This is a genomic window from Wenyingzhuangia marina, assembly GCF_900130035.1.
In the GTDB taxonomy this organism is placed as follows: domain Bacteria; phylum Bacteroidota; class Bacteroidia; order Flavobacteriales; family Flavobacteriaceae; genus Wenyingzhuangia; species Wenyingzhuangia marina.
The window spans coordinates 422026-447598 of record NZ_FQXQ01000001.1 but is presented as its reverse complement, the minus strand read 5'-3'; the positions used below and the strand labels follow the sequence as shown (position 1 = coordinate 447598).

General features: G+C 30.2%; 26 protein-coding genes. 18 read left to right on the top strand and 8 right to left on the bottom strand.

Annotation, left to right across the window (positions count from 1 at the left end; all coding sequences use genetic code 11):
* Positions 1–8: 8 nt before the first annotated feature.
* The 7 genes from atpG to trmB all read left to right on the top strand — a co-directional run bounded on the left by atpG (position 9) and on the right by trmB (position 5323).
* Positions 9–869 carry an ATP synthase F1 subunit gamma gene (gene atpG / locus BUB70_RS01935; RefSeq protein WP_073117999.1) on the top strand — a complete coding sequence of 287 codons (861 nt, stop codon included), beginning with the start codon at positions 9–11 and terminating at the stop codon, positions 867–869.
* 192 nt (positions 870–1061) lie between these two features.
* Positions 1062–1571 (top strand): hypothetical protein, encoded by a 510-nt coding sequence (locus tag BUB70_RS01930; RefSeq protein ID WP_073117998.1) that lies wholly within the window; start codon positions 1062–1064, stop codon positions 1569–1571.
* Between the two features lie 41 nt (positions 1572–1612).
* Positions 1613–3013: a LuxR C-terminal-related transcriptional regulator gene (locus BUB70_RS01925; protein WP_084730138.1), complete on the top strand. Its 1401-nt coding sequence runs from the start codon at positions 1613–1615 to the stop codon at positions 3011–3013.
* A 90-nt stretch (positions 3014–3103) separates the two neighbouring features.
* Complete coding sequence (locus BUB70_RS01920; RefSeq protein WP_073117996.1) at positions 3104–3496, top strand: hypothetical protein; 393 nt, start codon at positions 3104–3106, stop codon at positions 3494–3496.
* Between the two features lie 121 nt (positions 3497–3617).
* Complete coding sequence (locus BUB70_RS01915; RefSeq protein ID WP_073117995.1) at positions 3618–4343, top strand: metallophosphoesterase family protein; 726 nt, start codon at positions 3618–3620, stop codon at positions 4341–4343.
* Between the two features lie 89 nt (positions 4344–4432).
* On the top strand, positions 4433–4642 hold the full coding sequence (locus tag BUB70_RS01910) for a DUF6341 family protein (protein ID WP_073117994.1): 210 nt from the start codon (positions 4433–4435) through the stop codon (positions 4640–4642).
* A gap of 9 nt (positions 4643–4651) precedes the next feature.
* Entirely contained in the window at positions 4652–5323 is a 672-nt protein-coding gene (trmB, locus tag BUB70_RS01905; RefSeq protein ID WP_073117993.1) for a tRNA (guanosine(46)-N7)-methyltransferase TrmB, read from the top strand.
* 30 nt (positions 5324–5353) lie between these two features.
* Here the strand turns inward: trmB and BUB70_RS01900 are convergent, their stop codons facing one another.
* Positions 5354–6184: a hypothetical protein gene (locus BUB70_RS01900; protein WP_073117992.1), complete on the bottom strand. Its 831-nt coding sequence runs from the start codon at positions 6182–6184 to the stop codon at positions 5354–5356.
* A gap of 43 nt (positions 6185–6227) precedes the next feature.
* On the opposite strand from BUB70_RS01900, the gene BUB70_RS01895 reads away from it, so the two are divergent.
* From BUB70_RS01895 to BUB70_RS01875, 5 genes are all read left to right on the top strand, one after another.
* A complete protein-coding gene (locus BUB70_RS01895) occupies positions 6228–6560 on the top strand; it encodes an MGMT family protein (protein ID WP_073117991.1) in 333 nt (110 codons plus the stop codon).
* 154 nt (positions 6561–6714) lie between these two features.
* A complete protein-coding gene (locus BUB70_RS14295) occupies positions 6715–7383 on the top strand; it encodes a DUF4331 family protein (protein WP_073117990.1) in 669 nt (222 codons plus the stop codon).
* 19 nt (positions 7384–7402) lie between these two features.
* A complete protein-coding gene (locus tag BUB70_RS14290) occupies positions 7403–7954 on the top strand; it encodes a DUF4331 family protein (protein ID WP_073117989.1) in 552 nt (183 codons plus the stop codon).
* A gap of 70 nt (positions 7955–8024) precedes the next feature.
* On the top strand, positions 8025–9320 hold the full coding sequence (locus BUB70_RS01880) for a tetratricopeptide repeat protein (protein ID WP_073117988.1): 1296 nt from the start codon (positions 8025–8027) through the stop codon (positions 9318–9320).
* Between the two features lie 12 nt (positions 9321–9332).
* Positions 9333–11555: a TonB-dependent receptor gene (locus BUB70_RS01875; protein ID WP_073117987.1), complete on the top strand. Its 2223-nt coding sequence runs from the start codon at positions 9333–9335 to the stop codon at positions 11553–11555.
* A gap of 131 nt (positions 11556–11686) precedes the next feature.
* Here the strand turns inward: BUB70_RS01875 and BUB70_RS01870 are convergent, their stop codons facing one another.
* Positions 11687–12688, bottom strand: coding sequence for a hypothetical protein (locus tag BUB70_RS01870; protein WP_073117986.1), 1002 nt, complete (start codon positions 12686–12688; stop codon positions 11687–11689).
* Positions 12689–12789: 101 nt separating this feature from the next.
* On the bottom strand, positions 12790–13716 hold the full coding sequence (locus BUB70_RS01865) for a hypothetical protein (RefSeq protein ID WP_073117985.1): 927 nt from the start codon (positions 13714–13716) through the stop codon (positions 12790–12792).
* 104 nt (positions 13717–13820) lie between these two features.
* On the opposite strand from BUB70_RS01865, the gene BUB70_RS01860 reads away from it, so the two are divergent.
* Together BUB70_RS01860 and BUB70_RS01855 are read left to right on the top strand one after the other, a co-directional pair.
* Positions 13821–14432, top strand: coding sequence for a response regulator transcription factor (locus BUB70_RS01860; protein WP_143155218.1), 612 nt, complete (start codon positions 13821–13823; stop codon positions 14430–14432).
* Complete coding sequence (locus BUB70_RS01855) at positions 14401–16218, top strand: sensor histidine kinase (RefSeq protein WP_073117983.1); 1818 nt, start codon at positions 14401–14403, stop codon at positions 16216–16218. Before BUB70_RS01860 ends, BUB70_RS01855 begins: the two co-directional genes overlap by 32 nt.
* A gap of 1 nt (position 16219) precedes the next feature.
* On the opposite strand, the gene BUB70_RS01850 is transcribed toward BUB70_RS01855, so the two are convergent.
* Positions 16220–17026, bottom strand: a complete 807-nt coding sequence (locus BUB70_RS01850) for an anti-sigma factor (protein WP_073117982.1) — start codon at positions 17024–17026, stop codon at positions 16220–16222.
* Positions 17027–17030: 4 nt separating this feature from the next.
* Complete coding sequence (locus BUB70_RS01845; RefSeq protein ID WP_073117981.1) at positions 17031–17561, bottom strand: RNA polymerase sigma factor; 531 nt, start codon at positions 17559–17561, stop codon at positions 17031–17033.
* 246 nt (positions 17562–17807) lie between these two features.
* Here BUB70_RS01845 and BUB70_RS01840 point away from each other — a divergent pair, with 246 nt between their 5' ends.
* Both BUB70_RS01840 and BUB70_RS01835 read left to right on the top strand, forming a co-directional pair.
* Positions 17808–18944: an Mrp/NBP35 family ATP-binding protein gene (locus BUB70_RS01840; protein ID WP_073117980.1), complete on the top strand. Its 1137-nt coding sequence runs from the start codon at positions 17808–17810 to the stop codon at positions 18942–18944.
* A gap of 38 nt (positions 18945–18982) precedes the next feature.
* Complete coding sequence (locus BUB70_RS01835) at positions 18983–19219, top strand: NifU family protein (RefSeq protein WP_073117979.1); 237 nt, start codon at positions 18983–18985, stop codon at positions 19217–19219.
* Positions 19220–19460: 241 nt separating this feature from the next.
* Here BUB70_RS01835 and BUB70_RS01830 read toward each other — a convergent pair whose 3' ends face one another.
* The 3 genes from BUB70_RS01830 to BUB70_RS01820 all read right to left on the bottom strand — a co-directional run bounded on the left by BUB70_RS01830 (position 19461) and on the right by BUB70_RS01820 (position 22844).
* Positions 19461–21326, bottom strand: a complete 1866-nt coding sequence (locus BUB70_RS01830) for an ABC-F family ATP-binding cassette domain-containing protein (protein WP_073117978.1) — start codon at positions 21324–21326, stop codon at positions 19461–19463.
* A 90-nt stretch (positions 21327–21416) separates the two neighbouring features.
* Positions 21417–21956, bottom strand: a complete 540-nt coding sequence (locus tag BUB70_RS01825; RefSeq protein ID WP_073117977.1) for a YfiT family bacillithiol transferase — start codon at positions 21954–21956, stop codon at positions 21417–21419.
* Between the two features lie 18 nt (positions 21957–21974).
* Entirely contained in the window at positions 21975–22844 is an 870-nt protein-coding gene (locus BUB70_RS01820) for a hypothetical protein (protein WP_073117976.1), read from the bottom strand.
* Between the two features lie 179 nt (positions 22845–23023).
* On the opposite strand from BUB70_RS01820, the gene BUB70_RS01815 reads away from it, so the two are divergent.
* On the top strand, positions 23024–24706 hold the full coding sequence (locus tag BUB70_RS01815) for an ABC transporter ATP-binding protein (RefSeq protein WP_073117975.1): 1683 nt from the start codon (positions 23024–23026) through the stop codon (positions 24704–24706).
* A gap of 49 nt (positions 24707–24755) precedes the next feature.
* Positions 24756–25565 (top strand): lipoprotein insertase outer membrane protein LolB1, encoded by an 810-nt coding sequence (locus BUB70_RS01810; RefSeq protein ID WP_073117974.1) that lies wholly within the window; start codon positions 24756–24758, stop codon positions 25563–25565.
* The last annotated feature ends 8 nt before the right edge of the window (positions 25566–25573 follow it).

Here is a 25573-nt window from a genome sequence, read left to right as displayed (position 1 = left end):
TAAAAATAATGGCAAACTTAAAAGAGATTAGAAACAGAATTACCTCTATTGGCTCTACAATGAAAATTACGAGCGCAATGAAGATGGTATCTGCTGCAAAGTTAAAAAAAGCACAAGACGCTATTACTGCCATGCGTCCATATGCCAATAAATTAACTGAATTATTGCAAAATTTAAGTGCTACTTTAGATGCTGAAGCAGGAGGTGTTTATGCAGAACAAAGAGAAGTTTCTAAAGTTTTATTAGTTGTTGTTTCTTCAAACAGAGGTTTGTGTGGTGGTTTTAACTCTTCTATAGTTAAAAAAACAGAGCAAGTTATTAAAGAGAAATATCAAGGTAAAGAAGTTACTTTATATACTATTGGTAAAAAGGCAAATGATATTTTATCGAAAAGATATAATGTAGTTGAAAACAATACTCAAGTTTTTGATGATTTAACATTTAACAACGTTACTGTTATTGCTGAGCAATTAATGGAAATGTATGCTGATAATAAGTTTGATAAAATTGAAGTGATATACAATGTGTTTAAAAATGCAGCAACTCAAATTGCTACTTTAGAACAATTTTTACCAATTCAACCTGTAGAAATTGAAGGAAATGCTGTTTCTGATTATATTTTTGAACCATCAAAAGAAGAAATTGTAGAGGCTTTGATTCCTAAATCTTTAAAAACACAATTATACAAAGCAATTAGAGATTCTTTTGCTGCTGAACATGGTGCTCGTATGACTGCTATGCATAAAGCAACTGACAATGCTAAGGATTTAAGAGATGATTTATTGTTAACATACAATAAAGCTCGTCAGGCAGCAATTACTGGAGAAATTTTAGAAATTGTTGGAGGAGCTGAAGCACTTAACAATTAGTAACATATAACTCACAAAAATGAAAAACCCCATAACTTTAGTTATGGGGTTTTTCATTTTAAAGAATGTTAAAAATCTATTGAAATTAGCACGCATAAATCTGATAAAATCATTTTGTTTATGAATAGGTTTTTGTAATTTCTCGTCCGATTTAATATAAGGCTCTAATGCTAAAAGTTTTGTCGAATTGCTATGAAAATATTACCTATTATTTGTTTGTTGTTTTTTCAGTTGTTATCTGCACAAATGTTAGAACAACCAGTCGAAAAGCGAGGTTTTTGGACTACTATTTGGGGAGAATCTCCCGAGAATGGATTTAAATTTTTACCGTTCGCTACACATTTTCAGAAATCAGAAAACCCTTTGATACATGGGGCTTTTTATACAGCTATAAACTATAAGTCTTTTGAAGTTTCTGTTTTTAACAATTCTTATAATGATTTTTCCATGTCTTTCTTTTATTTAAGAAAAATTAAAATCACCAAAAAATTTTCTATAGATTATGGAGGTGGATTTTTATATGGTTATAAAGGAAGATTACAAAAAGTAGATGCCATTCCATTAAATAATACATTTTTATATTCCGGAAATTTAAATCCAACTTATGGAATTGCTTTGGAATATAGGTTGTCTAAAAAAATAGCCATTTCTGCCATGACTAACCCAGCAGTTATTATATATGGGTTAAAGTACTATTGGTAAAGAATTATTACTGTATTTTTGTGTTTAATTAGCTAATAATTTTGAATTTTTCTATTAAATATAGTTTACTATTCTGTTTATTATTCCAGTCAATTTATTCACAAGATAAGTTAATAATTGATGATGCATTTAAATCAAGAGTCTGCACCCATGACTTGTACTATGTTCTAGATACTTTAAAAAAAATAGAGCCTAAAGACATAGTTAATAATTCAGAATTTAAGATAAATAAAAAATCTTTTTTTGGGCAAAGAAATTTAAGTATATGGTATAGGTTAAAAGTTAAAAATGTATCTAAGGAAACAAAAGATCTTGTGTTTTCAATAAATGCAGAGTGTTTTAACAACCTTACAATATATAGGCATGAAAACCATCAAATTCTTGAAATTTATGCTATTAAAGATCTTAAGGAAAAGGATATTGCTATCTCTACTTCAATAACTGATAACGAGTTGGTAGAGTATTATTTTAAAGTTGATTTTACTAAAAGCACCTATTTTCCCTTAAAAGTTTTTGATAAACATGAATTTTCTGACTACAAAATACAAAATCAATTAGAACTTGGTTTTTTTTACGGAATTTCTCTTATTATTTTATTAATTAATGTCTTTTTTTATGTTAATACAAGAGATAAGTTTTATTTGTATTACAGTGTTTTATTATTAAGCATAATATTAATATTAGCAGAGATAGATGGTTTTTTTGCAAATACAATCTTTGTGAAATTTATAGATGTTTTTCTACAACTAGTATTGGTTGTCTCCTTATCTTTATTTACAAATGAGGCAATTGGTATAAAAAAGTTTTATCCTAGGTTAATAAAATTTATTTTTTTATTAATCATTTTGAATACCATTTTCTATGTCATTTATACTTTAAGTGGTTACTTGTTATGGTATTCTTTAGGTAAAATTTTAAATACAACCATATTGCTAACTTACTTGTTAATAGGGTTTTTATTATTTAATAAACATGTTTATGCTAGGTTTTCCGTAATAGGATATCTTATTCTTTTTATTTCAAATATTTTGTATATACTTCCTTTTGATTTTGGAATACATTATTTTGATTTTTCAAATAGGTATCTTAAAATGAGTAGTTTATTTGAAATGACTGTTTTTTTATACGCAATTTCTTATAGGAACGGAGTAATCAAAGAAAATTTGATTGAGAATATTAAAAAAAGCGACACATTCAAAAAAAAATCAAATGAAGAAATTTTTGAAAGTTTTGTAAAAAAGTATGATCTAACGCTAAGAGAAAAAGAAATTATAAATTATATCCTTTTAGGAAAAACTAATAAAGAAATTTCTGAAAAACTTTTTATTCAAGAGGTAACAGTTAAATATCATATATCAAATATTTTTAGAAAATTAGACGTAAAAAAGCGAACAGAAATTACTCCGATGTTTTTACAATTTAAACTGAGCCTAGAAAAATAGACATCCTATACTTAAGTATAGGTTGATTTGTACTATGGTATAGGCTTATTTTAAAAAAGATAACAGAAGTTTGTAGTAAATTCTACTATTATGATATTATCTGTTTACAAAAATTTATTGCCTAAGGAAAATTATAATTTTATTTCTAATTCATGTGATAAACAATCGCCAAAAAACATAGGTATATCGTCTCAAGAGTTAGACAAAATCCAAAACATATTAGATAAAATTATATTACAGTTTGTTACTAATTATGATGTTTATTTAGATCTTATGGGGATTGAGGTTACTAATAAAACCAAAACTTTTTTAAGTGGTTTAAGATCATCTCCCTATGATGCAAACTTATATAGAGCTTCCTTTGGAGAACTTACGTTAGCTTATAACAAACTATTTTACCTTGTAACAAACAATTTGTTTATACAAAAATTATGTTTGTCTAACGATGAGATTAATTTATATAACAAAATAAAAAACCAATAAAAATAATATTGTTTTTAAAAGAATTATAAAGCACAAAATTTAGTTTATACACAAAAACCGTTAGTGACTACTATCGGTTTTTTTATGTTTTATCCCTATCTTTAAATTCACAAAAATAATTATGAGTAGAACATTAGTTATAGGAGATATTCACGGTGGATTAAAAGCTTTAGAGCAGGTTCTTGATAGAGCTCAAGTAACACCTAATGATTTATTAATTTTTTTAGGAGATTATGTAGATGGTTGGGGACAATCATTTGAAGTAATTAATAAACTAATCTCTCTTAAGTCTTCACACGATTGTATTTTCTTAAGAGGAAATCATGATGAGTTGTTTTATGATTGGTTAACAAAATCTAAAGACAATCCTAATTGGCTATTTCATGGTGGTCAAGCTACTATAAACTCTTATGCGGATAGGCCTTATAATTTTATTAAAATTCATATTCATTTTCTAGAGAATTTAGAAAACTATTATTTAGACAATCAAAATAGATTATTTGTTCACGCTGGTTTTACCAATGTAAGAGGAGTAGAAGATGAACATTTTACTAAAATGTTTTATTGGGATAGGTCTTTATGGGAAACTGCATTGGCAAGTAGAGATTTGTCTTTAGAAGATAAATTTTATCCAGAAAGACTAAAGTTATATAAAGAAATTTTTATAGGTCATACTGCTTTATCTAAAATAAATATCAACATACCTTTCCAAGCAGCTAATGTTTGGAATGTTGATACAGGAGCCGCTTTCACTAATGCTTTAACAATTATGGATGTTGGTACTAAGGAGTTTTGGCAAAGTGATCCACTACCAAGTTTATATCCTAATGAGAAAGGAAGAAATTAATTGAAATTTATACCTCTTAAAAATAGCTTTTAAGCAATTAAGTAACGATAACTTTTATTACTTTTGCTTTGCATAAAAATATTATCATTATGATCGCATTAAATATCTTTCACGCAATAGACGATTTATTTACAAAAGGATTATTCTTACCATTTAAAGCATTACGTTTTAGTGGTTCTTGGTGGGGTTCTAACGCAATTAACTTTGTATTTGTAATAGTAGCATTGGTATACTTTGCTTATTGGATGAAAGAATCTAAGAAATTTAAAGATACAGATACTGAAGATTTACCAAAATAAGAGACTAGATTGGGAAGTAAAAATAAGTTAAAACGTTTTAATGAAAACGAAACGTTTGAAAACGTTATACAGCCAACTAGAGAAGAAGTAACATCTGGTTTTAAGTATCAAGGTAAGTGGAATGAATTCTTTGGAAACAACAATCCTATCGTTTTAGAATTGGGTTGTGGTAAAGGAGAATATACAGTGGCTTTGGCACAAAGAAATCCAAACGTAAATTATATTGGTATAGATATTAAGGGAGCTCGTTTTTGGCGTGGTGCCAAAACAGCAACTGAAGAGAATATATCCAATGTTGCGTTTGTGCGTACTCAAATAGAATTGGTTGATTTTATTTTTGCTGAAAATGAAGTCAATGAAATTTGGATTACTTTTCCAGATCCACAAATAAAATACAAAAGAACCAAGCACCGTATGACGGGTGATGCCTTTTTAAAGAGATACCATAAGGTGTTAAATTCAGAAGGAATTATGCATTTAAAAACTGATAGTGAGTTTATGCATGGATACACGCTTGGATTGTTACACGGACAAGGTCACGAAGTCATTTATGCAAATCATGATGTATATATACAAGAAGGAGCTCCAGAAGAAGTAACTCAGATACAAACGTATTACGAAAGCCAATACCTTGAAGTAGGCAAAGCAATTACCTACATAAAATTTAAATTAAAATATTAAAAAAAGCCTCTGTTTTAACAGAGGCTTTTTTTATAGATATATTTTCCCTCCTAAACCAAACATTTTATAATGTACATTTCCAATATTATAAAAGTTAAAACCTGCTTGTATTACATAGTTATGTATATGATAATTAAAATTTAATTTTGTTTGATAGATACCATTTACAGAAAAAGGAGTTCCCCTATGTTCTAAACTAATACTTAATGGAACATTCATAAAATAACTGATACCAGTGTTGTAAGTAAAATAGGCTTTATTCACTCCAGAATAAGCATAGCTAACCCCTAAACCGTAATGTAAACTTAAATGTTGAGTTCTTACTCGGTAATAATTAGCCGTTAAATCATGTGTAAAGAATTGGCTGGTATATTTTTGAGTTTCTAATAAATACAGTTGATTATATTCAACACTAGCACGTTTTAAAAATCTAAATTTTACATTTAAATTATTTCCATAAGTATTATTCTGATCTGTTAGAAATTGATTTGAAATGTCAAATCTTGTAAAAGTTACTTCATTTGCTTCAAAAGCATAATCTCCTTTTAAATGATTAATATATGGATAAGGAGTAAGTTCCATATAGGCATGTTTCCCTTCTTTTTCCATGACGGTTTCTACTAAAAGTCCATAGCCAACGTAACTTGTTATAAATAGAATTGGTTTTGCAATAAGTTCATAAGCCAAATCGTGTTGAAAAGAAGAAGTTTTATCACTCTGATCATCTTCAATTTCTATCTTATCATAAGATACTTTATAAGATGAATCTTTTTTCAAGTTGTTTTTTGCTTTGTTTAATTTTTGAGCATAGAATACTATTGGAGACAATGATAAACATAGCAAGAGTAATTTCTGTTTCATTTTTTTAAATTTGAGCTATCACAAAACATACCAAAACAATTTATTGAAAACAGATAAAAAAGATTTTTTTAAAAGAGTACATCAAGTTGCAAAGTTAATTCCCGAAGGAAGAGTTACTAGCTATGGAGCTATTGCCAAATACTTGGGAGCTGCAAAATCTGCTAGGATAGTTGGTTATGCTATGAATGCTTCTCATGGCGATATTAGTATTCCTGCACATAGAGTAGTCAATAGAATTGGAATGTTAAGTGGTAAACATCATTTTGATGGAACCAACTTGATGCAACAACTTTTAGAAAGTGAAGGAGTGATGGTAAAAGACAATCAGGTTCAAAATTTTAAGGAAATTTTTTGGAACCCCAGTCAAGAATTATAAATAATATTTTTTTATTATTTAATATGCTTGTAATGAAGTGTTTGTGTTCGTTTTTTTTCTTTTTTATAAAAAAATGTTAATCTTTTTAAAACCGCATTGAACTTTCTCTCGTAAGTAATTGTACAAACGTTTTAATAACTAAAAAAGTACAATTATGAAAACACGTAAAATTTTATTAGGCTTAGCAGCAATTGCTCTTGTGTCGGGAGCTATTATTGCGGCAGACCACATTGATGCTCCAGAAGTAAAAGGAGGTACTAGCGATATTACTGATTTTTATGCTTTCCAAGGAGAAAACACAGACAATTTAGTTTTTGTTGCTAATGTCCAAGGATTAATTACTCCAGAAAATTCATCATCAGCAAAATTTGATCCTAATGTAATGATTGAGTTTAACATTGATACCAATGATGACAAAATTGAAGATTATGTCATTCAGGCTATTCCATCAGGAACAAACATGAGTATTTATGGGCCAGCAGTACCTAATGAAACAGGTAGTATGAGTACAATATTAGATGATATGTATATGAGTAGTGTGAAAATTACGCCTTACAAGAATGATGCATTCACAACAACTACAAATGCATCTGCTGTTACAGGTGTAAAAGCTTTTGCAGGATTAAGAGATGATCCTTTCTTTATGGATTTTGCTCAGTACACTGCTATTGTAGGAGGTACAGCACCAGGAGGATTTAATAATCCAGGAGCAGATACTTTTGCTGGTACAAATGTATTATCAGTAGTAGTAGAAGTACCAAAAAGTATGATTGGTGGTACAGGAACTATCAATACTTGGGTAACTACAAAAAGAAAACAATAACATTTAAAACTGAAAAATTATGATACGCAAAATAACAACAATAGGATTATCGTTAATAGTAGCAGCAGTTTCGTTTAACTGTTCAAATAATGATGATGATAAAGAAATGGAAACCCCAATGACAGCAACTTATGCTTTGGAAGATCAAATGGGTAGACCAGCAGTAAACACCGTATTTGTATCTGCAAATAGTAAAGATAATTTTAACACTACCATTCCTTCACAACAAGGAGCTGCTTATGCAAGTATGTTTAAAACAAATTTAGAGGCTTTAAGTCCTGCTTTTAATGTAAGTACAGATAAGAATGCATTAATGCAAACATCAACAGCTTTTACTAATTTGTTAGCTACAGATGTATTAAATGTTTCTTTAGATGGTAAAACTACTTTTTACGATGGAACCAATGTGTTAACAGGTAGAGCTTTAGCAGATGATGTAATTACTGTAGAGTTATTATTAATTTTTGGTGGGGAAGACTTTACTGAAAACCCAGCATTATCTGATGACCATGTAGATGCAAATGATAAAGAATTCTTAACAAGTTTCCCATATTTAGCTTCTCCTTGGTAATAGCCAAATAAGCTTATTAAATGCTGGCTAAGCCAGCATTTAATATTTTTTAATCTAAAATCTTCACACTATGAAAACTATAAATTACTTAATAAAAATAACTAGTAGTACACTTTTACTGGTTTTACTTATTTCTTGTAACCAAGAAAAAAAGCAAGTAGTACAACTACAAGATATTCAACCGTATTTAGAATTGTCTGAAGATGTATCGCTTAAAAAATTACAAACCAATTTAAAATTTTGGGAGGATAAGTTAGCAGCTACTCCTACTCAGTTTCCATACAATGCAGAAATTGCAGGAATAGAAAATCAATTGTTTTCTAAAACAGGAAATATTGAACATTTAAAGAAAGCAGAAATGTTGTTAAAAAATGCCGTGGAACGATCAGGTTCTAAACAATCGGGTTATTTAAGAGCATTGGCCAGAAATTATATTTCACAACACCAGTTTAAAAAAGCTTTAGATTTATTAGAAACCGCAGAAGCAAATGGAGACAAAAAACAAGAAACCATTAAAATGTTGTTTGACGTTCATTTGGAATTGGGAAACAACGAAATAGCGAAGAAATACTTATCAAACATAGAAAATAAAAGGTCTTTTGATTATTTAATTAGAATAGCAAAATGGCAAGATCATGAAGGAAATCTAGACGCGACTATTTCTTACATGGAAGAAGCTTTACAAGGAGCCAAAGAAAAAGGTTATGAAGGATTGATTACGTGGTGTGAAACCAATTTGGCTGATTATTATGGACATCATGGAGATATTGAAAAATCATATCAATATTATTTAAAAACATTAGAAAAAAATCCGGCTGATGTATATGCCTTAAAAAAAATTGCATGGATTGCTTTTTCTCACGATAAAAATATAGATCAAGCAAAATATATCATCTCAAAAGTAAAGAAACGTTATGCAGGGGCAGATCTAGATTTACTAGCATATGAAATAGCCTTGTATGATAACAACTACATCAAACAAACTTTTGAACAATATTGGTCTGAAGTTTCTAAAGCAGGATACGGGCAGATGTACAATAAATATAATTTTGATATTTTAACGGCCAATAAAGAATATAATCAAGCTTATGAATTGGCTTTGAGAGAAGTACAAAATAGACCCACAGCACAGTCATACTCATTATTAGCTTTAGCAGCAGCACATGTAGAAAATCCATCAAAAGGAATGGAAATTATTGAAAAAAATAAGGTGTTAAAATCTTATGAACCAGAAGTGTTATTAAGAGTAGCAAAAGTGTATGCATTAAATAATAAAAAAGAGTTGATTAAACCTTTGAAACAAGAATTATTAGGTGCTGAATTTGAATTAGGACCTGTAAAGGCTATTGAAATAGAAAAATTATAAAAGTATAGAAAAATGAAAAAATTTAGTTGGTTGTTATTTTTATTTATCTCTGTAACAGGGGTTTCGCAAACATTAAAAGGTGTTGTTTCAGATGAAAAAAACAGACCTGTAGAGTTTATGTATGTGATTAACCAAAGAACACAAAATCATGCACATACCAATTTTAAAGGTGTTTTTGAAATGGAAGGGTTAAAAGTTGGAGATACCCTTGTTTTTAATAAAATGGGATTTGAAACAAAGCAAATTATTTATAAAAATAATAAGGTAAATATTACTGTAAAGCCGAATACAATTGATTTAGATCAGATAATGTTGTCTCCAGAAATAAATGAAGACAAAATTATTACAAGTATAGATGTAGAACGCAATCCTGTAAAATCATCTCAAGAATTATTAACAAAAGTACCAGGTTTAATTATAGGTCAACACGCTGGAGGAGGAAAAGCAGAACAAATATTTTATAGAGGTTTTGATATTGATCACGGTACAGATTTACAAGTAAATGTTGATGGAATGCCAGTAAACATGGTTTCTCATGCACACGGACAAGGATATGCAGATTTACATTTTGTTATTCCAGAAACGGTTGATAAGATAGATTTTAAAGCTGGACCTTACCATTTTAGTCAAGGAAACTTTGCCACAACTGGGACGGTAAATTTAAAGAGTAAAGAAAATTTAGATCATAACTTAATTAAGTTAGAAGGAGGACAGTTTAATACCAAGCGATTGCTTTTTATGAATACTTTTTTAGATAAAACGGATGAGAGTGCTTATGTGGCTATTGAAAATTTAAACTCCGATGGTCCTTTTGAAAGTCCACAAAATTTTAAAAGATTTAATATCAATAGTAAATATTTTAAAACCTATAACAACACAAAATTAGAATTCTCATTTTCTCATTTTGTAAGTAGTTGGAATGCCTCGGGTCAAATTCCACAAAGAGCTGTAGATAATGGAAGTATTACTCGTTTTGGAGCTATTGATGATGCTGAAGGTGGAGAAACATCAAGAACCAATGTTTCTTTAAGAATGATCCAGAAATATGATGATAATTCGCAAATGAAACATTTTGCATATTACTCTAAATACAACTTTGATTTGTATTCTAATTTTACTTTCTTCTTAAATAATGAGGATGATGGAGATCAAATTTACCAGTCTGAAGGAAGAGATATTTTTGGATACAATTCAGATTATCAAAAAGAAATCATATGGGGAAATACTGAAGTTGTAATTAACGGAGGAGTTGGATTAAGAACTGATATGGTAGGAAATAATCAGTTGTCTGAAACTAAAAACAAATCAGAAATTTTAGAAAGACTTCGATACGGAGATGTTAACGAAACCAATTATTTTGGATATGCTAGTGCAGCTTTTCAATTTAATAAATGGTCGGTAAATCCATCATTAAGATTAGATTATGTGTTTTTTGGATATCAAGATTTTTTAGAAGATAATAATACAACAGGTTTTAAATTAAAAGAACAATCAGCAGCCATTCTAAGTCCAAGATTAAGTGTTAGTTATACACCAAACAATTCTTTTCAGTCTTACTTTAAGGTAGGTCAAGGTTTTCATACTAATGATAGTAGATTGATTATCACTTCTCAGGCAAATGCTATTCCAAAGGCATATAGTACAGATGCAGGTTTCGTATGGAAAACTACTCCAAAATTATTATTAGGATTAGATTTATGGGCCATGTTGTCTGAGCAAGAATTTGTATATGTAGGAGATGCAGGAATTGTAGAGCCTAATGGAGCATCTGTAAGACAAGGAGTTTCTTTCAATACAAGATATCAGCCTATAAAAGCCTTGTTTGTAAACTTTGATGCCAATTATACACATGCAAGATTTAGAGATGAACCAAGTGGACAAGATTATGTGCCTTTAGCTCCATATTTTACTTTAAAGGGAGGAGTTTCTTATAAAAAAGATTTAGGATTTTATGCAGGAATTAATGCTTTGCATATAAAAGATAGACCAGCCAATGAGGACAATTCTATTGTGGCAGAAGGATATACCGTAACCAATTTAAACATGGGTTACATTTGGGAAAAGTTTGAGTTGGGAGTACAAATTCAAAACTTATTTGATGTTGAGTGGAACGAAACACAGTTTGCTACAGAATCTCGTTTAGCAAATGAACCTAGTGGTAGCTCTGTTGAAGAAATTCACTTTACTCCAGGAACACCATTTTTTGTAAAAGGAACCATCGCATATAAATTTTAGGATTTATAGTTAATTATAGTTGTAAGAAGTAAGGGCAGTTCAAAAGAACTGCCCTTGCTTTATTTTAGATGCATTGTTTAATACATAGCATCCCAAATTTTTTGATATACATGGTGTTGTGTTTTTGTACTTTATTTCTTTTTATCCAGATTTTTAAATTTTTCTAATCCATACAATAAATCAGTAGTAAGTCTACCTGACATTTTTTCAAATCCATCCAAATACCATTCCTTAATTTCACCACTTTTTTTATTAATTTTTGCAATCTGAATATCGTCTACACCAAAATAGGCAACTGAGTAAAGAACGCCATCTCTATACTTATTCATTGTCTTTGCTCCTATTCGACCACTGTAGTTTATAGATTTATTATCATTAATAGGGCCAATTAAAGCTAGTTCCATTCCTCGAAACATAAGTGACTTACCGCCTTTTTCAATACTAACTTTTACACTTATGATTAATGAAGCATCCAATTCTAACTCTTCTGTTATTAATCCAATTGTGGAAGGCGCTTTGAAATCTGTCGCTATGATACTAGCTGTAATGGGATAAAATGCATAGCCATCAGCACTTAATGTTCCTTGACCATCTCTTTTACCTTGAAGTCTAGCTAAAAGTCCACCAGAAAATGCTTTGAGAAGGCCACTTAATTCAACTCTTTCACCTCCCTCGTTATAGATTTTTTGCTTGTCCTCAGAAGATGCAAATTCCTTAGGCTCCATCAAATTTATATTAGCTTGTTTAAAATTATTTTTTATCTCTGGTAGTATAGTTTCGATAAGTTTATTTGAAATTACATTACTTCCTGAAGGGGTTAAAAAGTTTTTTTCGTAGTATGTATAATTCCCAGCTTTACTACTCTTTGTAACAGATTCATCCCAAAGTTGAAAGGTAATAACTCCAGCGGTTTTTGGGTTTGGTAAATTAGCTTTATCTAATAAATCAATACTTATTAAGCCTTCAACTGCATAAACATTATTTAATCCTGATTTATGAGATTTCACTAATTTGTCCCATTTTTTATCTTTCAATTCAGCCAATTCTTGTATTGATTTTTGTGCATTGATAGGACTTGAAATTCCTAAAAAAAGGAAAATTAAAGTGATTAGGTATTTGAATAATGATTTCATAAGAATTCATTTTTGAAATTATTTATTATTTAACATTTTTTAGGTTTGTATGAAATACAACATCGTTAAACGGTACTTTTGTTTATTTAAATATTTTTTTCTTAAGGAACAAGATCATAAGTTCTTGCTATTCCAGGGTGATTTTCAATGTCTTCCAAGGCTACGGAAAAACTAATATTTACTTTTTGTCTTTTCATATCAAAAACCGAACTCCCGGAAAGTTCAATAGCAGCAATGTTAAAAGTAACTACGTTGTTCTCTAGTACAGCTTCTAAGTTGTGAATAGGAGCGTTTTCTCCAAGCCCATATAGATAACTGTTTTCAGGAGTTCTTATGTATTCAATATTAAATTCATCTGTCTGCAATTCAGCATCAGATTTAGTTTGTGCTTGGGTATAAGTTTTGGTAGTCGTCGGTAAATCGGATATCCACATAATTAATGGGCCGTGGTTATTGGCATCTATCAACTTAATTGTATAAATGTATTCTAAGTAAGGTTCGGGTTTAAATGAACGTACTTTTTGTAATACAATTTTAGTAGCCGTTAAATTAAAATCATCACTATTTATAGAAATAATACTGTTTTTATCTAAGTTAACTTGCGTGTTTTCATCAACATCATTAATATTAATGGTAATGGTCACTTCTTTGGTTTCTGTTCCATTGCTAACATTTATGGAGGCAGATATAGTAGTATGAGTTTCAAAATCAAATAAAGTATCATCGTCTACTAAAATTTCTCCACCTGTACCTAATTTAATAGCTCCATTGGGGGTAACGGATGTTAGGGTATAAGTAATTGTTCCACTTTCTGTACTTGCTGTAATGGTTTCCAAAGTAGTGTCAGTAGTTGTGTTTTCATCTACAGAAATATTAAATTCTGTAGTGTTTACTGTTAGTTTGTTTGTGCTTTCAGAATCAGGAATATCATCTTCTTGAGATGTACATGCCGTTAGGGAAATAATGGCAATAGCCATTAATAAAATTGTCTGAAAAAATGTCTGAGTTTTTAAAATAGTTGTTTTCATTGTTAAAGTTTTTTTCAAAATTAAAGACTGTAAACATTGGGGAGTTCATACAATTGTGTGAGATTAAAATTTTAATTTTTAATAAATTAGCTGAAACACTTTTTATGAAATCATCTACCTATAAAGTTATTATTGCAGACGATCACACTTTTTTTATGGATGCTCTTAAAATTGTTATAGAGCAATATGATGATTTTAAAGTGGTCGCTACTTGTGATAATTTACAACGTTTAATTACCTTGATTGAACAATCTTTTTTTGATTTGTTGATTCTGGATATTAATTTTAACGGAATTAAGTCTATTGAATATTTAGATATTATTAAACAAAGCAATAAAAACTTTTTAATCGTTTGTTTAAGTTCTTACAATCAGTCTTATATTAAAAAGGAAGCGTTTAAAAATGGAATTGATTTCTTTTATGACAAAAATGATAGGTTAGATGATTTTCCAAGAATTTTAAAAGAATTACTAGAAGAAAGAAAACAAATTCCGATTCTTAAATTAAGACCTGAAGATGTAGATTTTACCAATAGAGAGTTAGATGTTTTAAATGCCTTATACGAATTTACCAATGATCATGAAGCTGCTGAATATTTAAAAATATCCCTAAATACTTTTAAAACTCATAAACAAAATTTGTATAAAAAATCGGATAGTATTAACAACATTCAATTAATTAAGTATGCCATACAAAAAGGACTTATTGTTGTTTAGTACTTTAAAAAAGAAGTGGTTGCTACTCGTTTTTACTTTGTTTTTTTGTAATAGTTTTGCAATAAATACAGCTGTTTACCAAGATGTTTTCTTGTTAGATGAGCATTACGAGGCAAGTACTGTTCAAGAAGCAATTTCCATGTACCATAAAGGATGTTTTAATTATCCTTTACCCAAAACATCCTTTCAAAAGCTTAAAAAAAAGGAATGTAATTGGATTTTAATAAAGGTTCCTGAGACTGAAAAAACTCAGTATTTATCAGTTGGGAATGCCTTGTTTGATGTTATAGAACTGTACAAAATACAAGATTCTTTGCCTCAGTTATTTGGAGTGAATTATATGTATAGACATCCTGTTTGGAGTTTATCATCTCATAGAAATGAACAAATTTTTTTGTTAAAAGTTCAAGAAAAAAATGCAGGTTTTAAAGTGTATTTAAATTTAAAACTCAGAGGTGAAAATCAATTTTTTAAAGATACACAGATAGAGAACCTTATTTTTGGTTGTTTGGTTGCCAGTTTGGTTCTGCTTGGTTTTTTTGCTTTTTTTATAGCGTTTCAAAAAAGAAATATAGCAGTTGCTTTTTTTGGGGTTAACATTGTTTTTTTATTTGTAAGAATATTTACAGCAACGGGTTTAACTTCTTTGGTAGGTATTCCTAAAGAGTTTGTTTTAAGGTATGATATTCACGCTTTTGCTCCCATGATTTCGGTAATCTCTATGTTGTGTTTTTATTACTTTTTTTATGATTTTCCTTTGAAAATATACTATCAGAAAAAAGTTATTGGTTTTTTTATTTGTATCACTCTCTTTGGTCTTGTAGTAAACATTTATAATTTATTTTTTAACAGTTTTTTTAATACTGAATTTATATTACAACACATAATTATTGGTGGGGTATTGATGTGTTTACTTATCCATATTTCCTTGTTTTATTACCGATCTATTCCTTTGTATTTGCTGTTTGCATTTTTACTTCCGTTTACTGCTATATTTATTAACACCAATACTTATAGACCTTTAAATGTTCCCAATTTTTATAAATATGCCATGTATAATATGGTTTATTTTTCTAAAGTTATAGAATGTGTATTGGTGGTTATTTTTATTGTAAAAGAATCTTTTAATAGGGATTTTAAACTCAACAAAATAGAAAACGAAAACTTACAATTAAAATTAAATTTAAGAGAAAGCATTACACTTACAGAAAATAAATATCGCAATAAATTATTAGGAGATATTCATGATACATTTGGGTCGTATATAGAAACTTTAAGCATGAGCTTAAATTATAAAAACACTAGGTTAAATACTCAAGAGGTTATTAAAGCTTTTAGAACAGAGTATAGAATGTTGTTAAATCACCTTTATAATCCAAATATCGATTTTAATAATTTAGAAAAGAACATTCACAAATACTGTAACAACCTAAATAAAATTAACAGCAATTGTACCATTCATGTTCATAGTGCTTTAAATGCTAAACTACCTATTGCATCAGTAGTGTGTAACGAAATTTACAAAGTAGTTACAGAGTTGGTCATCAATAGCATTAAACACGCAAAGTGTACAATTGTTGAAATTGAATTAAATAGTGAGGGAAATAAGGTTAATTTAATAGTAAAAGACAACGGAATTGGCTTTGTAATTAAAGATTTAGAGTTAACCACTTTTGGATTACAAAGTGTTAAGAATAGAGTTGAATTAATTAAAGGAACATTTACTATGGACAGTAAACTAAACAAGGGAACGATAATAGATATTATCATTCCCATTGAAAATTAGTTTATGATACTTTGGTCAATCCTAAAGTATATAATTGTTCCAAAGTTGGCGATGCACTACCACCAGCAGGTTCTAGTGTAATTCCAAAAGCTTCAGATTTGTTGTTGTTGCTAACTTTTATAAAAGTTTCACCTTTGTTATATCCGTCTAAAGTTCCTAAACTTGTTGGGGTCAGCGGATTTAAAGTTAAAGACCACAATTGATATACTTTTCCTTCAGGAGCTTCAGGTAAACCACTCAAGTCTACATACATTTCATTGGTTTCTTTGTCCCAATAAATTGATGCATAACTTTCAGGAGACACTGTTTGTCCATTTAAGTTTACTTTTTCAGTTGTCTCAGAAGATATAAAAGCAATCACTTCATTTTTGGTGTTAATTTCAATGTTTTTAGCAATGACTTCTCCTTGTAGATTAGCTCGCTGATCATCTAAAATTTCGTTCGATGCAATTTGTTTGGTTAAGTTTTCCTTTAACTCATTATTGTTTGTGTAAAGACTAATAATACCTACAGTTAACAGAACACTTGCTGCCCATCCCATGTAACTAACCCAACGAATTGGAACCACTTTGGTTTCTTTACCATTAATAGCTGACATTAGTTTGCTAAACGGATAAGCTACAAATCCTTTTTTGTTACTTAATTCCGCTATATTAACAACAGTATGTTCTATTTCTTTTATGTATGCTTTTACTTCTGGATGCTTTTGTATCATGGTATACACTTCGTAGCTTTCTTCTCTACTAAGTGTACCAGCAACATAAAGCTCTAGTATTCCAGATTCGATATATTCTTGTACATTCTCCATAATCCTATCTATTTATACTCAATCTTAAATTTTCTAAACAACTACGGCTTCTTGTTTTTACCGTACCTAAAGGAATGTCTAATTCTTCCGATGTTTCTCTTTGAGTATATCCTTTGTAAAAGATCAAATCGATTACTTTTTTACACTTTTCAGACATTTTTTGAATTTTAGCAAATAATGATTTTTCCTCATCACTTACTTCTTTTTCCTCTTGTTCTGATATATTTACGAAAATATCTAGGCTTTGGTTTTGTTTTTGAATACGATAATCTTTAGATCTTGTTTTATCTATGGCTGCATTCCTAGAAATGTTTAACAACCATGTAAAAAACCTACCTTTTTTAGGGGTATAACTCTCTATATTGTCCCATACTTTTAGAAATACTTCTTGTAAAATATCTTTAGATAGATCTTCGTCTCTAATAATATTATTAATTACTCCAAGCATACTTTTATTATACATTTCGTATAATTTTTCATAAGCTAGCACATCTTTTTCTTCTTGGAATTTTTTAACCAAATGATCTACATCCATAAACTGAATTCTGAAATTGAAGCTGAAAAATAATAAGAAAAAAGCAGTTTAGCTAATTAGAACATGATTATGTTGATTCTTAATAAAATAGTGAACTTTGGAAGTTTGTTTTTATAAAATTGTGAATCATACTAACAAGAATTAAAAATATGTGTAAGATTTTAATTTAGTTAAGACTATGGTTCTGTAACGTTAAACATTTATATGGAATAACGTATCTTTGTAACCCAATTTAAATACACGATAATGAGTATTACAAAATCTGAGATAACAGCAATTTTAGAGACGATAACAGCTCCTGGAGAAGGGAAAAGTTTGATAGAAAATAAGAATGTAACCAATATCAATATTTTTGGAGATGAAGTAGTGGTGGATGTCCAAATCAGCAATCCTACTTTACAAGCCAAAAAGAAAACGGAAGCTGAAATTGAAAAGGCTATTGTTGCTCAATTTGCATCAGCAAAAGTAAAGGTAAATTTATCAGTAGCTGCTAAAAAAGAAGTTCCAAAAGCAAATCCAAATGAAATAAAGGGAGAAAAAATTCCTGGCATTCAAAACATCATCGCTGTAGCCTCTGGTAAAGGAGGTGTAGGGAAATCTACCGTAACGGCTAATATGGCAGTTTCTTTACAAAAAATGGGATTTAAAGTCGGAGTGTTAGATGCCGATGTGTATGGTCCATCTATGCATATTATGTTTGATGTTGCCAAAGCAAAACCTATTTCTGTAAATGTAGATGGGCGTTCTAAAATGAAACCTGTTGAAAATTACGGAATTAAATTATTGTCTTTAGGTTTTTTTACCAATCCTAACGAAGCGGTAATTTGGAGAGGTCCCATGGCTTCAAAAGCATTAAATCAAATGATTTTTGATGCAGACTGGGGAGAGTTAGATTTTTTACTAATTGATTTACCTCCAGGAACAGGAGATATTCACTTATCTATAGTACAGGCATTGCCTATTACAGGAGCAGTAGTGGTAAGTACACCACAAAACATTGCCTTGGCCGATGCCAAAAAAGGAGTTGCCATGTTCCAACAAAAAAACATCAATGTACCCGTTTTGGGAATTGTAGAGAATATGAGTTATTTTACTCCTGCTGAATTGCCAGAAAATAAATACTATATTTTTGGTCAAGATGGTGCAAAACACTTAGCAGAAGATTTAGAAACAGCTTTCTTAGGAGAAATTCCTTTGGTACAAAGTATCCGTGAAGCAGGAGACTATGGTCACCCTGTAGCTTTACAAGAAGGAACACCACAAGAATTGGCTTTTAAAGAAATTACCAAAAACATGGCTGGGGAGTTGGTAAAACGTAATACTGACTTACCACCAACCGAAGCGGTAAAAATTACCAACATGAGTGGTTGTTCAACCAAATAATAATGTTATTTTTAGCAAAGTAAAAAATATATAGAAAAATGAACGCAGAAGAGTTACAAATAAATGTAGAAAAGGCTTTGGATGAAATTCGTCCGTTTTTAGAGTCTGATGGTGGAAATATCTCTTTAATTTCTATTGATGATAATATTGTAAAAGTAAAATTAGAAGGTGCTTGTGTAGGTTGTAACGTAAACCAAATGACGTTAAAAAATGGAGTGGAAGCCACTATTAAAAAACACGCTCCTCAAATTCAAGAAGTAATAGATGTAAGCTAAAAAGTTACATTTTAGATAAACAAAACCCCCAAACTGAATTCTCTCAGTTTGGGGGTTTTTATATTGTAATTTATTGAATTTTGTCTAAAATAATAGTTCTCGACTTCGCTCGAACACCTAATGCTGACATAGATATAGTTTTCTTTTCTATAAGAGAGATTGATCGTCCCGAAGCTCTGTGAGAGAAGTTCTGTTCAAGGTCATCGAGCGGAGTCGATATGCAATATACTTTGTATTTAGATTACCCCTCCAACTTTTCACTCAACTCAAACCAACGCATTTCTTTGAATTCGATATCATCAATAATTTTTTGAAGTTCAATAGATTTTTTGTCAATCGCCTCACCTTCTATTTTGCCTTCTGCAAATTCAGCTTCAATGGCTTCTTTTTTACGATTTAATTTAGCAATATCACTTTCAAGGTTGATGTATTCCTTGTTTTCGGCATAACTTAACTTGGCAGGCGTTTTTTGTTTTTCTTTAACCGTTTCTATTTTGGTAGGCACAATTTCTTGCTCTTCTTGGTTGTCAGAATTTTCGTACGCTCTAAAATCTGAATAGTTTCCAGGGAAGTTTTCAATGACTCCATTTCCTCTAAATACAAATAAAGAATCTACAATTTTATCCATAAAATAACGGTCGTGAGAGACCACAACTAAGTTTCCAGGATAATCTAACATAAAGCTTTCTAAGACGTTTAGCGTTACAATATCTAAATCGTTGGTAGGCTCATCTAAAATTAAAAAGTTAGGATTCTGAATTAAAACGGTACATAAATACAAACGTTTACGTTCTCCTCCACTTAGTTTTTCAACAAAATCGTATTGTTTCTTTTTATCAAATAAAAAACGTTCTAACAATTGACTTGCCGATATTTTATGTCCTTTGGCTAATGGAATAAATTCTCCAAATTCTTTAATCACTTCAATAACTTTCTGTCCTTCTTTTACTTGAATTCCAGATTGGTGATAATATCCAAATTTAATGGTTTCTCCAACCACTACTTTTCCGCTATCAACCTCAGTGTTTCCGGTTAAAACATTTAAGAAAGATGATTTTCCAGTTCCGTTTTTACCGATAATTCCAATACGTTCTCCACGACCAAAATTATAATCAAACTGATCTAACATCACCATGTCTTCCCAAGCTTTAGAAACTTTGTGAAATTCCACAATTTTGTTTCCTAAACGTTCCATGTTTATTTCTAACTGAACTTTGTGTTCGGCACGTCTGGCTCTTGCTTTTTCTTTGATCACAAAAAAGTCATCAATTCTAGATTTAGATTTGGTGGTACGTGCTTTTGGCTGACGTCTCATCCAATCTAATTCTTTTTTAAATAAGTTTTTGGCTTTGGCTTGTACCGTTTGTTCTAGCTCAATACGTTCTTCTTTTTTTTCTAAATAGTAAGAATAGTTTCCTTTGTAGCTGTACAACTGTCCGTTGTCCATTTCTATAATTTCGTTACACACACGCTCTAAAAAGTAACGATCGTGCGTAACCATGAACAAGGTTATTTTTTCTTTGGCAAAAAATGATTCTAACCACTCAATCATTTCTAAATCTAAGTGGTTGGTAGGCTCATCTAAAATTAACAAGTCTGGTTTGCTAATTAAAACGGTAGCCAATGCCAAACGTTTACGTTGCCCTCCAGAAAGTCCACTTACTTTTAATTGTAAGTTGTCTAACTTTAATTTTGATAGAATTTGTTTGTATTGAGTTTCAAAATCCCAAGCATTGTATTGATCCATCATGTCAAACGCAAGTTGATATCTTTCGGCATCCTCTGGGTTTTCAATGGCTTTTTCGTATTCCTGAACAATTTTTAAGACCTTACTGTCTGAATCAAAAATAACTTCTTCTACGGTTTGATTTTCATCAAAAGCATCTTCCTGAGAAAGATAAGAAACATGTAAGTCTTTACGAGTTACTACTTGCCCAGTATCAGGAACATCATTTCCTGCAATGATTTCTAACAAACGTGTTTTACCCGTTCCGTTTTTGGCTACAAAGGCAATTTTTTGGTCTTTGTTAATTCCAAATGATAAGTTTTCAAACAATACACGTTCTCCAAAAGCCTTGGAAACGTTTTCAATAGATAAATAATTCACACAAAAATATTTTGTGCAAAAGTAGGTGTTTAAATCGAGAGTTGTATTTGTTATTTAAGATATTCAGACGACTAACGTGTCATCTTCATTTTAGTTATACTTTCCTCCAGATTCAATTCCATTTTTAACATGAGCGAAATGATGATTGCAATGCCAAGCATAATTCCCAATAGTTTCAGCTAAATTGAATGTTTGCCTATGTTCAGGATGTATAAATTCTAACGTCAATTGTTCCTTTGTTAAACTCCTTAAAAGAATGCCCCATTTTTTATGTAGACCTATCAGTATTTTCATGGAATCTTCTATGTTATTGTCTTGGGAATCTATAAGTTCAGCCCATCGGTTTTCATAATATGGACGGATGGTAGGCGTTTCTTCGGTTAATGCCAGTTTAAAACGAATGATGCAATTCATGTGACTGTCTGCACAATGATGAATGACCTGTTTAACATTCCAACCATTAGGTCTATATTTCCAATTTAATTTTTCAGGCTCAATATCTTTGGTAATAAGTTCTAATTTTGATGGAAGTTCTTCAATGTCAGTAATCCATTTGTCTAATAGATCAGTACTAGGTTTTTTATTAGATTCATATACCCCAATAGGGAATTTTAATTTTTGTAAGTCCATGTAGTAAATCTTAGATGGTTACCAAGCTTGTTCAAAAGTCTTTTTATTGAGATATAAATCTTTTGTTAGTTTGTTAATTCCTGTGTTTTTATAAATGTTCATCACTTTTTTAGGCCAAGTTTCTCTAAAATTAAAGGAGTTAGGTCTACCACCAATGGTATAAATAAATTTTTCATTTAGTTTGGCATCAAATAAAATTTCAATTCCATGTTTTGCTACTTGTTCATCTAATAAAGTTCTTGCTTCATTATAAGCTTTAATACTGCTGGTATGAGAAATAAATCTACTCACAAAATCTTCTACATTTTGAAGGTTTGCTTTGGTCATTTCATCAGGATGATTGATTAAAAAATCTAAATGAGTAGTAGTTCCAGCAATGCTATCTGGTCGATAATCCTTTTTTAAGGATGGAGGTCTGTTTTCCCAAATAATATTAGCCTTGGGGATTTTAGCCAATTTACGTTTGTCTAAAATGGTGGTTTGTGTGGTAATGTCTTTGGGCATTTTTAAAGCTGGCAATTCAGCATCGTTACCAGCAGCATTTAAGCTTAAAAAATTTCCTGTAATTCTTCCAATGTATCCTTGTCCCCAACCAGATTCTAAAGAAATAATACTTAATACGGCTCCTGGTGGCACTTTGTGTTTAATGCATAATTCTGTTACAGGCAATGCCAAACGGTGATAAAGTTTTGCAACATGACCATATTTTCGATATCTGTATCCAGTAGCTGATTTTTTTAAAGGTTTTGTTTCCTTTTTAACTTCAACAGGAACTTTAGGTTTTGGTGAAGCAATCCTTTCTTTTTGACGAGTAGCTACATTTAAACAGAAAAAGTAAAACAAAGTAAGCGTTCCAAAAATGAAAAAATATTTATTTTTTTTGTTCATATAAAATTTAAAGGACTAATAAACCAAATATATACAAATAAAGTAAATAGTGTTAGTTATTCGACAATCAGTAATATTCTCAAGGATATAAATCTGAGCTTCCATATAGAACTTTAAGTTTCAAACCTACCTAATATCAACATAGTTTTGTTAATTTTAAAATTCAATTCCACATAAAAATGAAGCCAATCCTTAGCGTACAAAATTTAAATATTTCCTTTCAAAATCAGCACATAGAGAATAAGGTGGTTCACGATGTGAGTTTTGAAATTATGACCAATCAAATCGTGGGTGTGGTGGGAGAATCTGGAAGTGGTAAGTCTGTAATATCTATGGCGATGATGGGTTTGTTACCTAAAAATATTTCTAGTGTTACAGGTCATGTTTTGTATAACGATGTTTCATTAACAGATATAGAGCCCAAAGCGCTTAGAAAAATTGTTGGAAAAGAAATTAGTATGATTTTTCAAGAACCTATGACTTCTTTAAACCCGAGTTTAACTTGTGGAGAGCAAGTTGCTGAGGTGTTGGATTTGCATACCGATTTGTCTAAGAAAGAAATAGACCAAGCTGTTTTGGAACTGTTTGAAAAAGTAAAACTACCAAGAGCAAAAAAAATGATGACTCAATATCCGCATGAGTTGTCGGGTGGTCAAAAACAAAGAGTCATGATTGCCATGGCTATTGCTTGTAAACCTAAATTGCTTATTGCCGATGAACCTACAACGGCTTTAGATGTTAGGGTACAAGATGAAATTATTTTGTTGTTAAAAGAATTACAACAAGAAACAGGGATGAGTATTTTGTTTATCACCCATGATTTAGCTTTGATTGCTGAAATAGCACAACAAGTAATTGTGATGCAAAAAGGAAAAATTGTAGAACAAGGAACGGTAGAACAAGTTTTTTTACATCCACAAGAAATATATACCAAAGCATTAATCAATGCCAAACCTAAACTAAATATCAGGTTAAAAGAATTGCCGTCAGTGGCAAGTTATGTACAAGATGATTTTGTTGAACAGGTTTATGATGAAGCTGAAAGAAATCAATTTCATCAACAATTGTATAGCAAACAACCTATTTTAGAAGTTAAAAATCTTAAGACATATTACACATCAAAAAACAATTGGTTTCAAAAACCAAATGTAGTTAAAGGAGTAGATGATGTTTCTTTTAAGGTTTACGAAGGAGAAACGGTTGGTTTGGTAGGAGAATCTGGAAGTGGGAAATCTACCATAGGAAGAACCATTTTAGGATTAGAAAAAGCGACAGCTGGAGAAATATGGTACAATGGTGTAAATTTGTTAACACTTAGTAACTCCGCAAGAAAAAAATACCGACAAGAAATTCAATTAATTTTTCAAGACCCATATTCTTCATTAAACCCAAGTATGAAAGTGGGGGCTGCTATTTTAGAGCCCATGATTAAGCACGGAGTGTTTACATCTAACCAAGAACGTAAAGAATATATCTATCAACTATTAGAGAAAGTAGGCTTAGAAAAAGAACATTATCATAGATATCCGCATGAGTTTTCGGGGGGGCAAAGGCAAAGAATAGGAATTGCTAGAGCGTTGGCTTTACAACCTAAATTAATTATTTGTGATGAATCGGTTTCTGCTTTAGATGTTTCGGTACAAGCACAGGTACTGAATTTATTGAATAAACTTAAAAAGGAATTTGAGTTTACTTATCTTTTTATTTCGCATGATTTGTCTATTGTAAAGTTTATGTCCGATCAACTAATTGTATTAAATCAAGGAAAAATAGAGGAAATTGGAGATGCAGATGCCATTTATAATCAACCTCAAAAAGCTTATACAAAGGCACTAATTCACGCCATCCCTAAAGGGATTTGATACTGTGATTCCTAGTAATAAATTGTATATTGCATCAAAATTTAGGTATATGCAATTTAGGTTGTTGGCAGTTTTTATGCTGTTTTTTATGGTTTCGTGTAGTTCAAAAAAGAAGATTGTTGCTGATTTGAATATTCCAAATATTAAATACTCAAAACTTGTAAAAGAATACAAAGTCAACTCTTTTAAAGAGGCGGATTTTAATACCGTAAAAATAGATGCTAAAATGTCTTATAAAATTGGGAATTCTTCTCAAAAATTAGGGCTGAATTTTAGAATTGCCAAAGGAGAAAAAATTTGGATTAGTGGAGATTTTTTAGGAATTCCAGTTGTTAAAATGTTAATTGAAAAAGACAGTGTTCACTATTACAATAAATTTGATAAAACCTATTTTGATGGCTCTTTTGATTTTATAAAACAATTAGTAGGAGTAGATATTTCATACGAAGTGTTAGAAAAATTACTTGTAGGAGATTTGGTATTAGATGTTGAAGAAAATCGTTTTAAGGTACAAATAGTTGATAACGCTTATTTTATATATGATAGTAGTGATGTAGATTATTATTTAGAATCAGCTATTTACCCTTCAAATTTTAAAACAAAATTTCAGCGAATTGAAAAAATATATACAGGAGCTAAATTTGAAACTTATTATAAAAACTATCAAGAGGTTGATGGTTTTGAGTTTCCTAAAGAGTTTAATTTTAAAGGTAAAAATAAGGGAGGAGAATTTATTATTAGTATAAAATATGATGATGTAAAATTTAATGAAAATTTAAGTTTTCCATACAAAGTTCCAAAAGATTGTGACAAACCAGTGATTTTAAAACCTAAAGAAAATAGTGAAAGCAATGAGTAAAAAATCGC

Coding starts and splice junctions, on each gene's coding strand:
- BUB70_RS01875 (WP_073117987.1), top strand. CDS start 9,333: ATGAAAAAATTTAGTTGGTTGTTATTTTTATTTATCTCTGTAACAGGG.
- BUB70_RS01825 (WP_073117977.1), bottom strand. CDS start 21,956: ATGGACTTACAAAAATTAAAATTCCCTATTGGGGTATATGAATCTAAT.
- BUB70_RS01820 (WP_073117976.1), bottom strand. CDS start 22,844: ATGAACAAAAAAAATAAATATTTTTTCATTTTTGGAACGCTTACTTTG.
- BUB70_RS01915 (WP_073117995.1), top strand. CDS start 3,618: ATGAGTAGAACATTAGTTATAGGAGATATTCACGGTGGATTAAAAGCT.
- BUB70_RS01910 (WP_073117994.1), top strand. CDS start 4,433: ATGATCGCATTAAATATCTTTCACGCAATAGACGATTTATTTACAAAA.
- BUB70_RS01930 (WP_073117998.1), top strand. CDS start 1,062: ATGAAAATATTACCTATTATTTGTTTGTTGTTTTTTCAGTTGTTATCT.
- BUB70_RS14295 (WP_073117990.1), top strand. CDS start 6,715: ATGAAAACACGTAAAATTTTATTAGGCTTAGCAGCAATTGCTCTTGTG.
- BUB70_RS01810 (WP_073117974.1), top strand. CDS start 24,756: ATGCAATTTAGGTTGTTGGCAGTTTTTATGCTGTTTTTTATGGTTTCG.
- BUB70_RS01845 (WP_073117981.1), bottom strand. CDS start 17,561: ATGGATGTAGATCATTTGGTTAAAAAATTCCAAGAAGAAAAAGATGTG.
- BUB70_RS01880 (WP_073117988.1), top strand. CDS start 8,025: ATGAAAACTATAAATTACTTAATAAAAATAACTAGTAGTACACTTTTA.
- BUB70_RS01865 (WP_073117985.1), bottom strand. CDS start 13,716: ATGAAAACAACTATTTTAAAAACTCAGACATTTTTTCAGACAATTTTA.
- BUB70_RS01855 (WP_073117983.1), top strand. CDS start 14,401: ATGCCATACAAAAAGGACTTATTGTTGTTTAGTACTTTAAAAAAGAAG.
- BUB70_RS01920 (WP_073117996.1), top strand. CDS start 3,104: ATGATATTATCTGTTTACAAAAATTTATTGCCTAAGGAAAATTATAAT.
- BUB70_RS01840 (WP_073117980.1), top strand. CDS start 17,808: ATGAGTATTACAAAATCTGAGATAACAGCAATTTTAGAGACGATAACA.
- atpG (WP_073117999.1), top strand. CDS start 9: ATGGCAAACTTAAAAGAGATTAGAAACAGAATTACCTCTATTGGCTCT.
- BUB70_RS01860 (WP_143155218.1), top strand. CDS start 13,821: ATGAAATCATCTACCTATAAAGTTATTATTGCAGACGATCACACTTTT.
- BUB70_RS14290 (WP_073117989.1), top strand. CDS start 7,403: ATGATACGCAAAATAACAACAATAGGATTATCGTTAATAGTAGCAGCA.
- BUB70_RS01870 (WP_073117986.1), bottom strand. CDS start 12,688: ATGAAATCATTATTCAAATACCTAATCACTTTAATTTTCCTTTTTTTA.
- BUB70_RS01835 (WP_073117979.1), top strand. CDS start 18,983: ATGAACGCAGAAGAGTTACAAATAAATGTAGAAAAGGCTTTGGATGAA.
- BUB70_RS01900 (WP_073117992.1), bottom strand. CDS start 6,184: ATGAAACAGAAATTACTCTTGCTATGTTTATCATTGTCTCCAATAGTA.
- BUB70_RS01815 (WP_073117975.1), top strand. CDS start 23,024: ATGAAGCCAATCCTTAGCGTACAAAATTTAAATATTTCCTTTCAAAAT.
- BUB70_RS01850 (WP_073117982.1), bottom strand. CDS start 17,026: ATGGAGAATGTACAAGAATATATCGAATCTGGAATACTAGAGCTTTAT.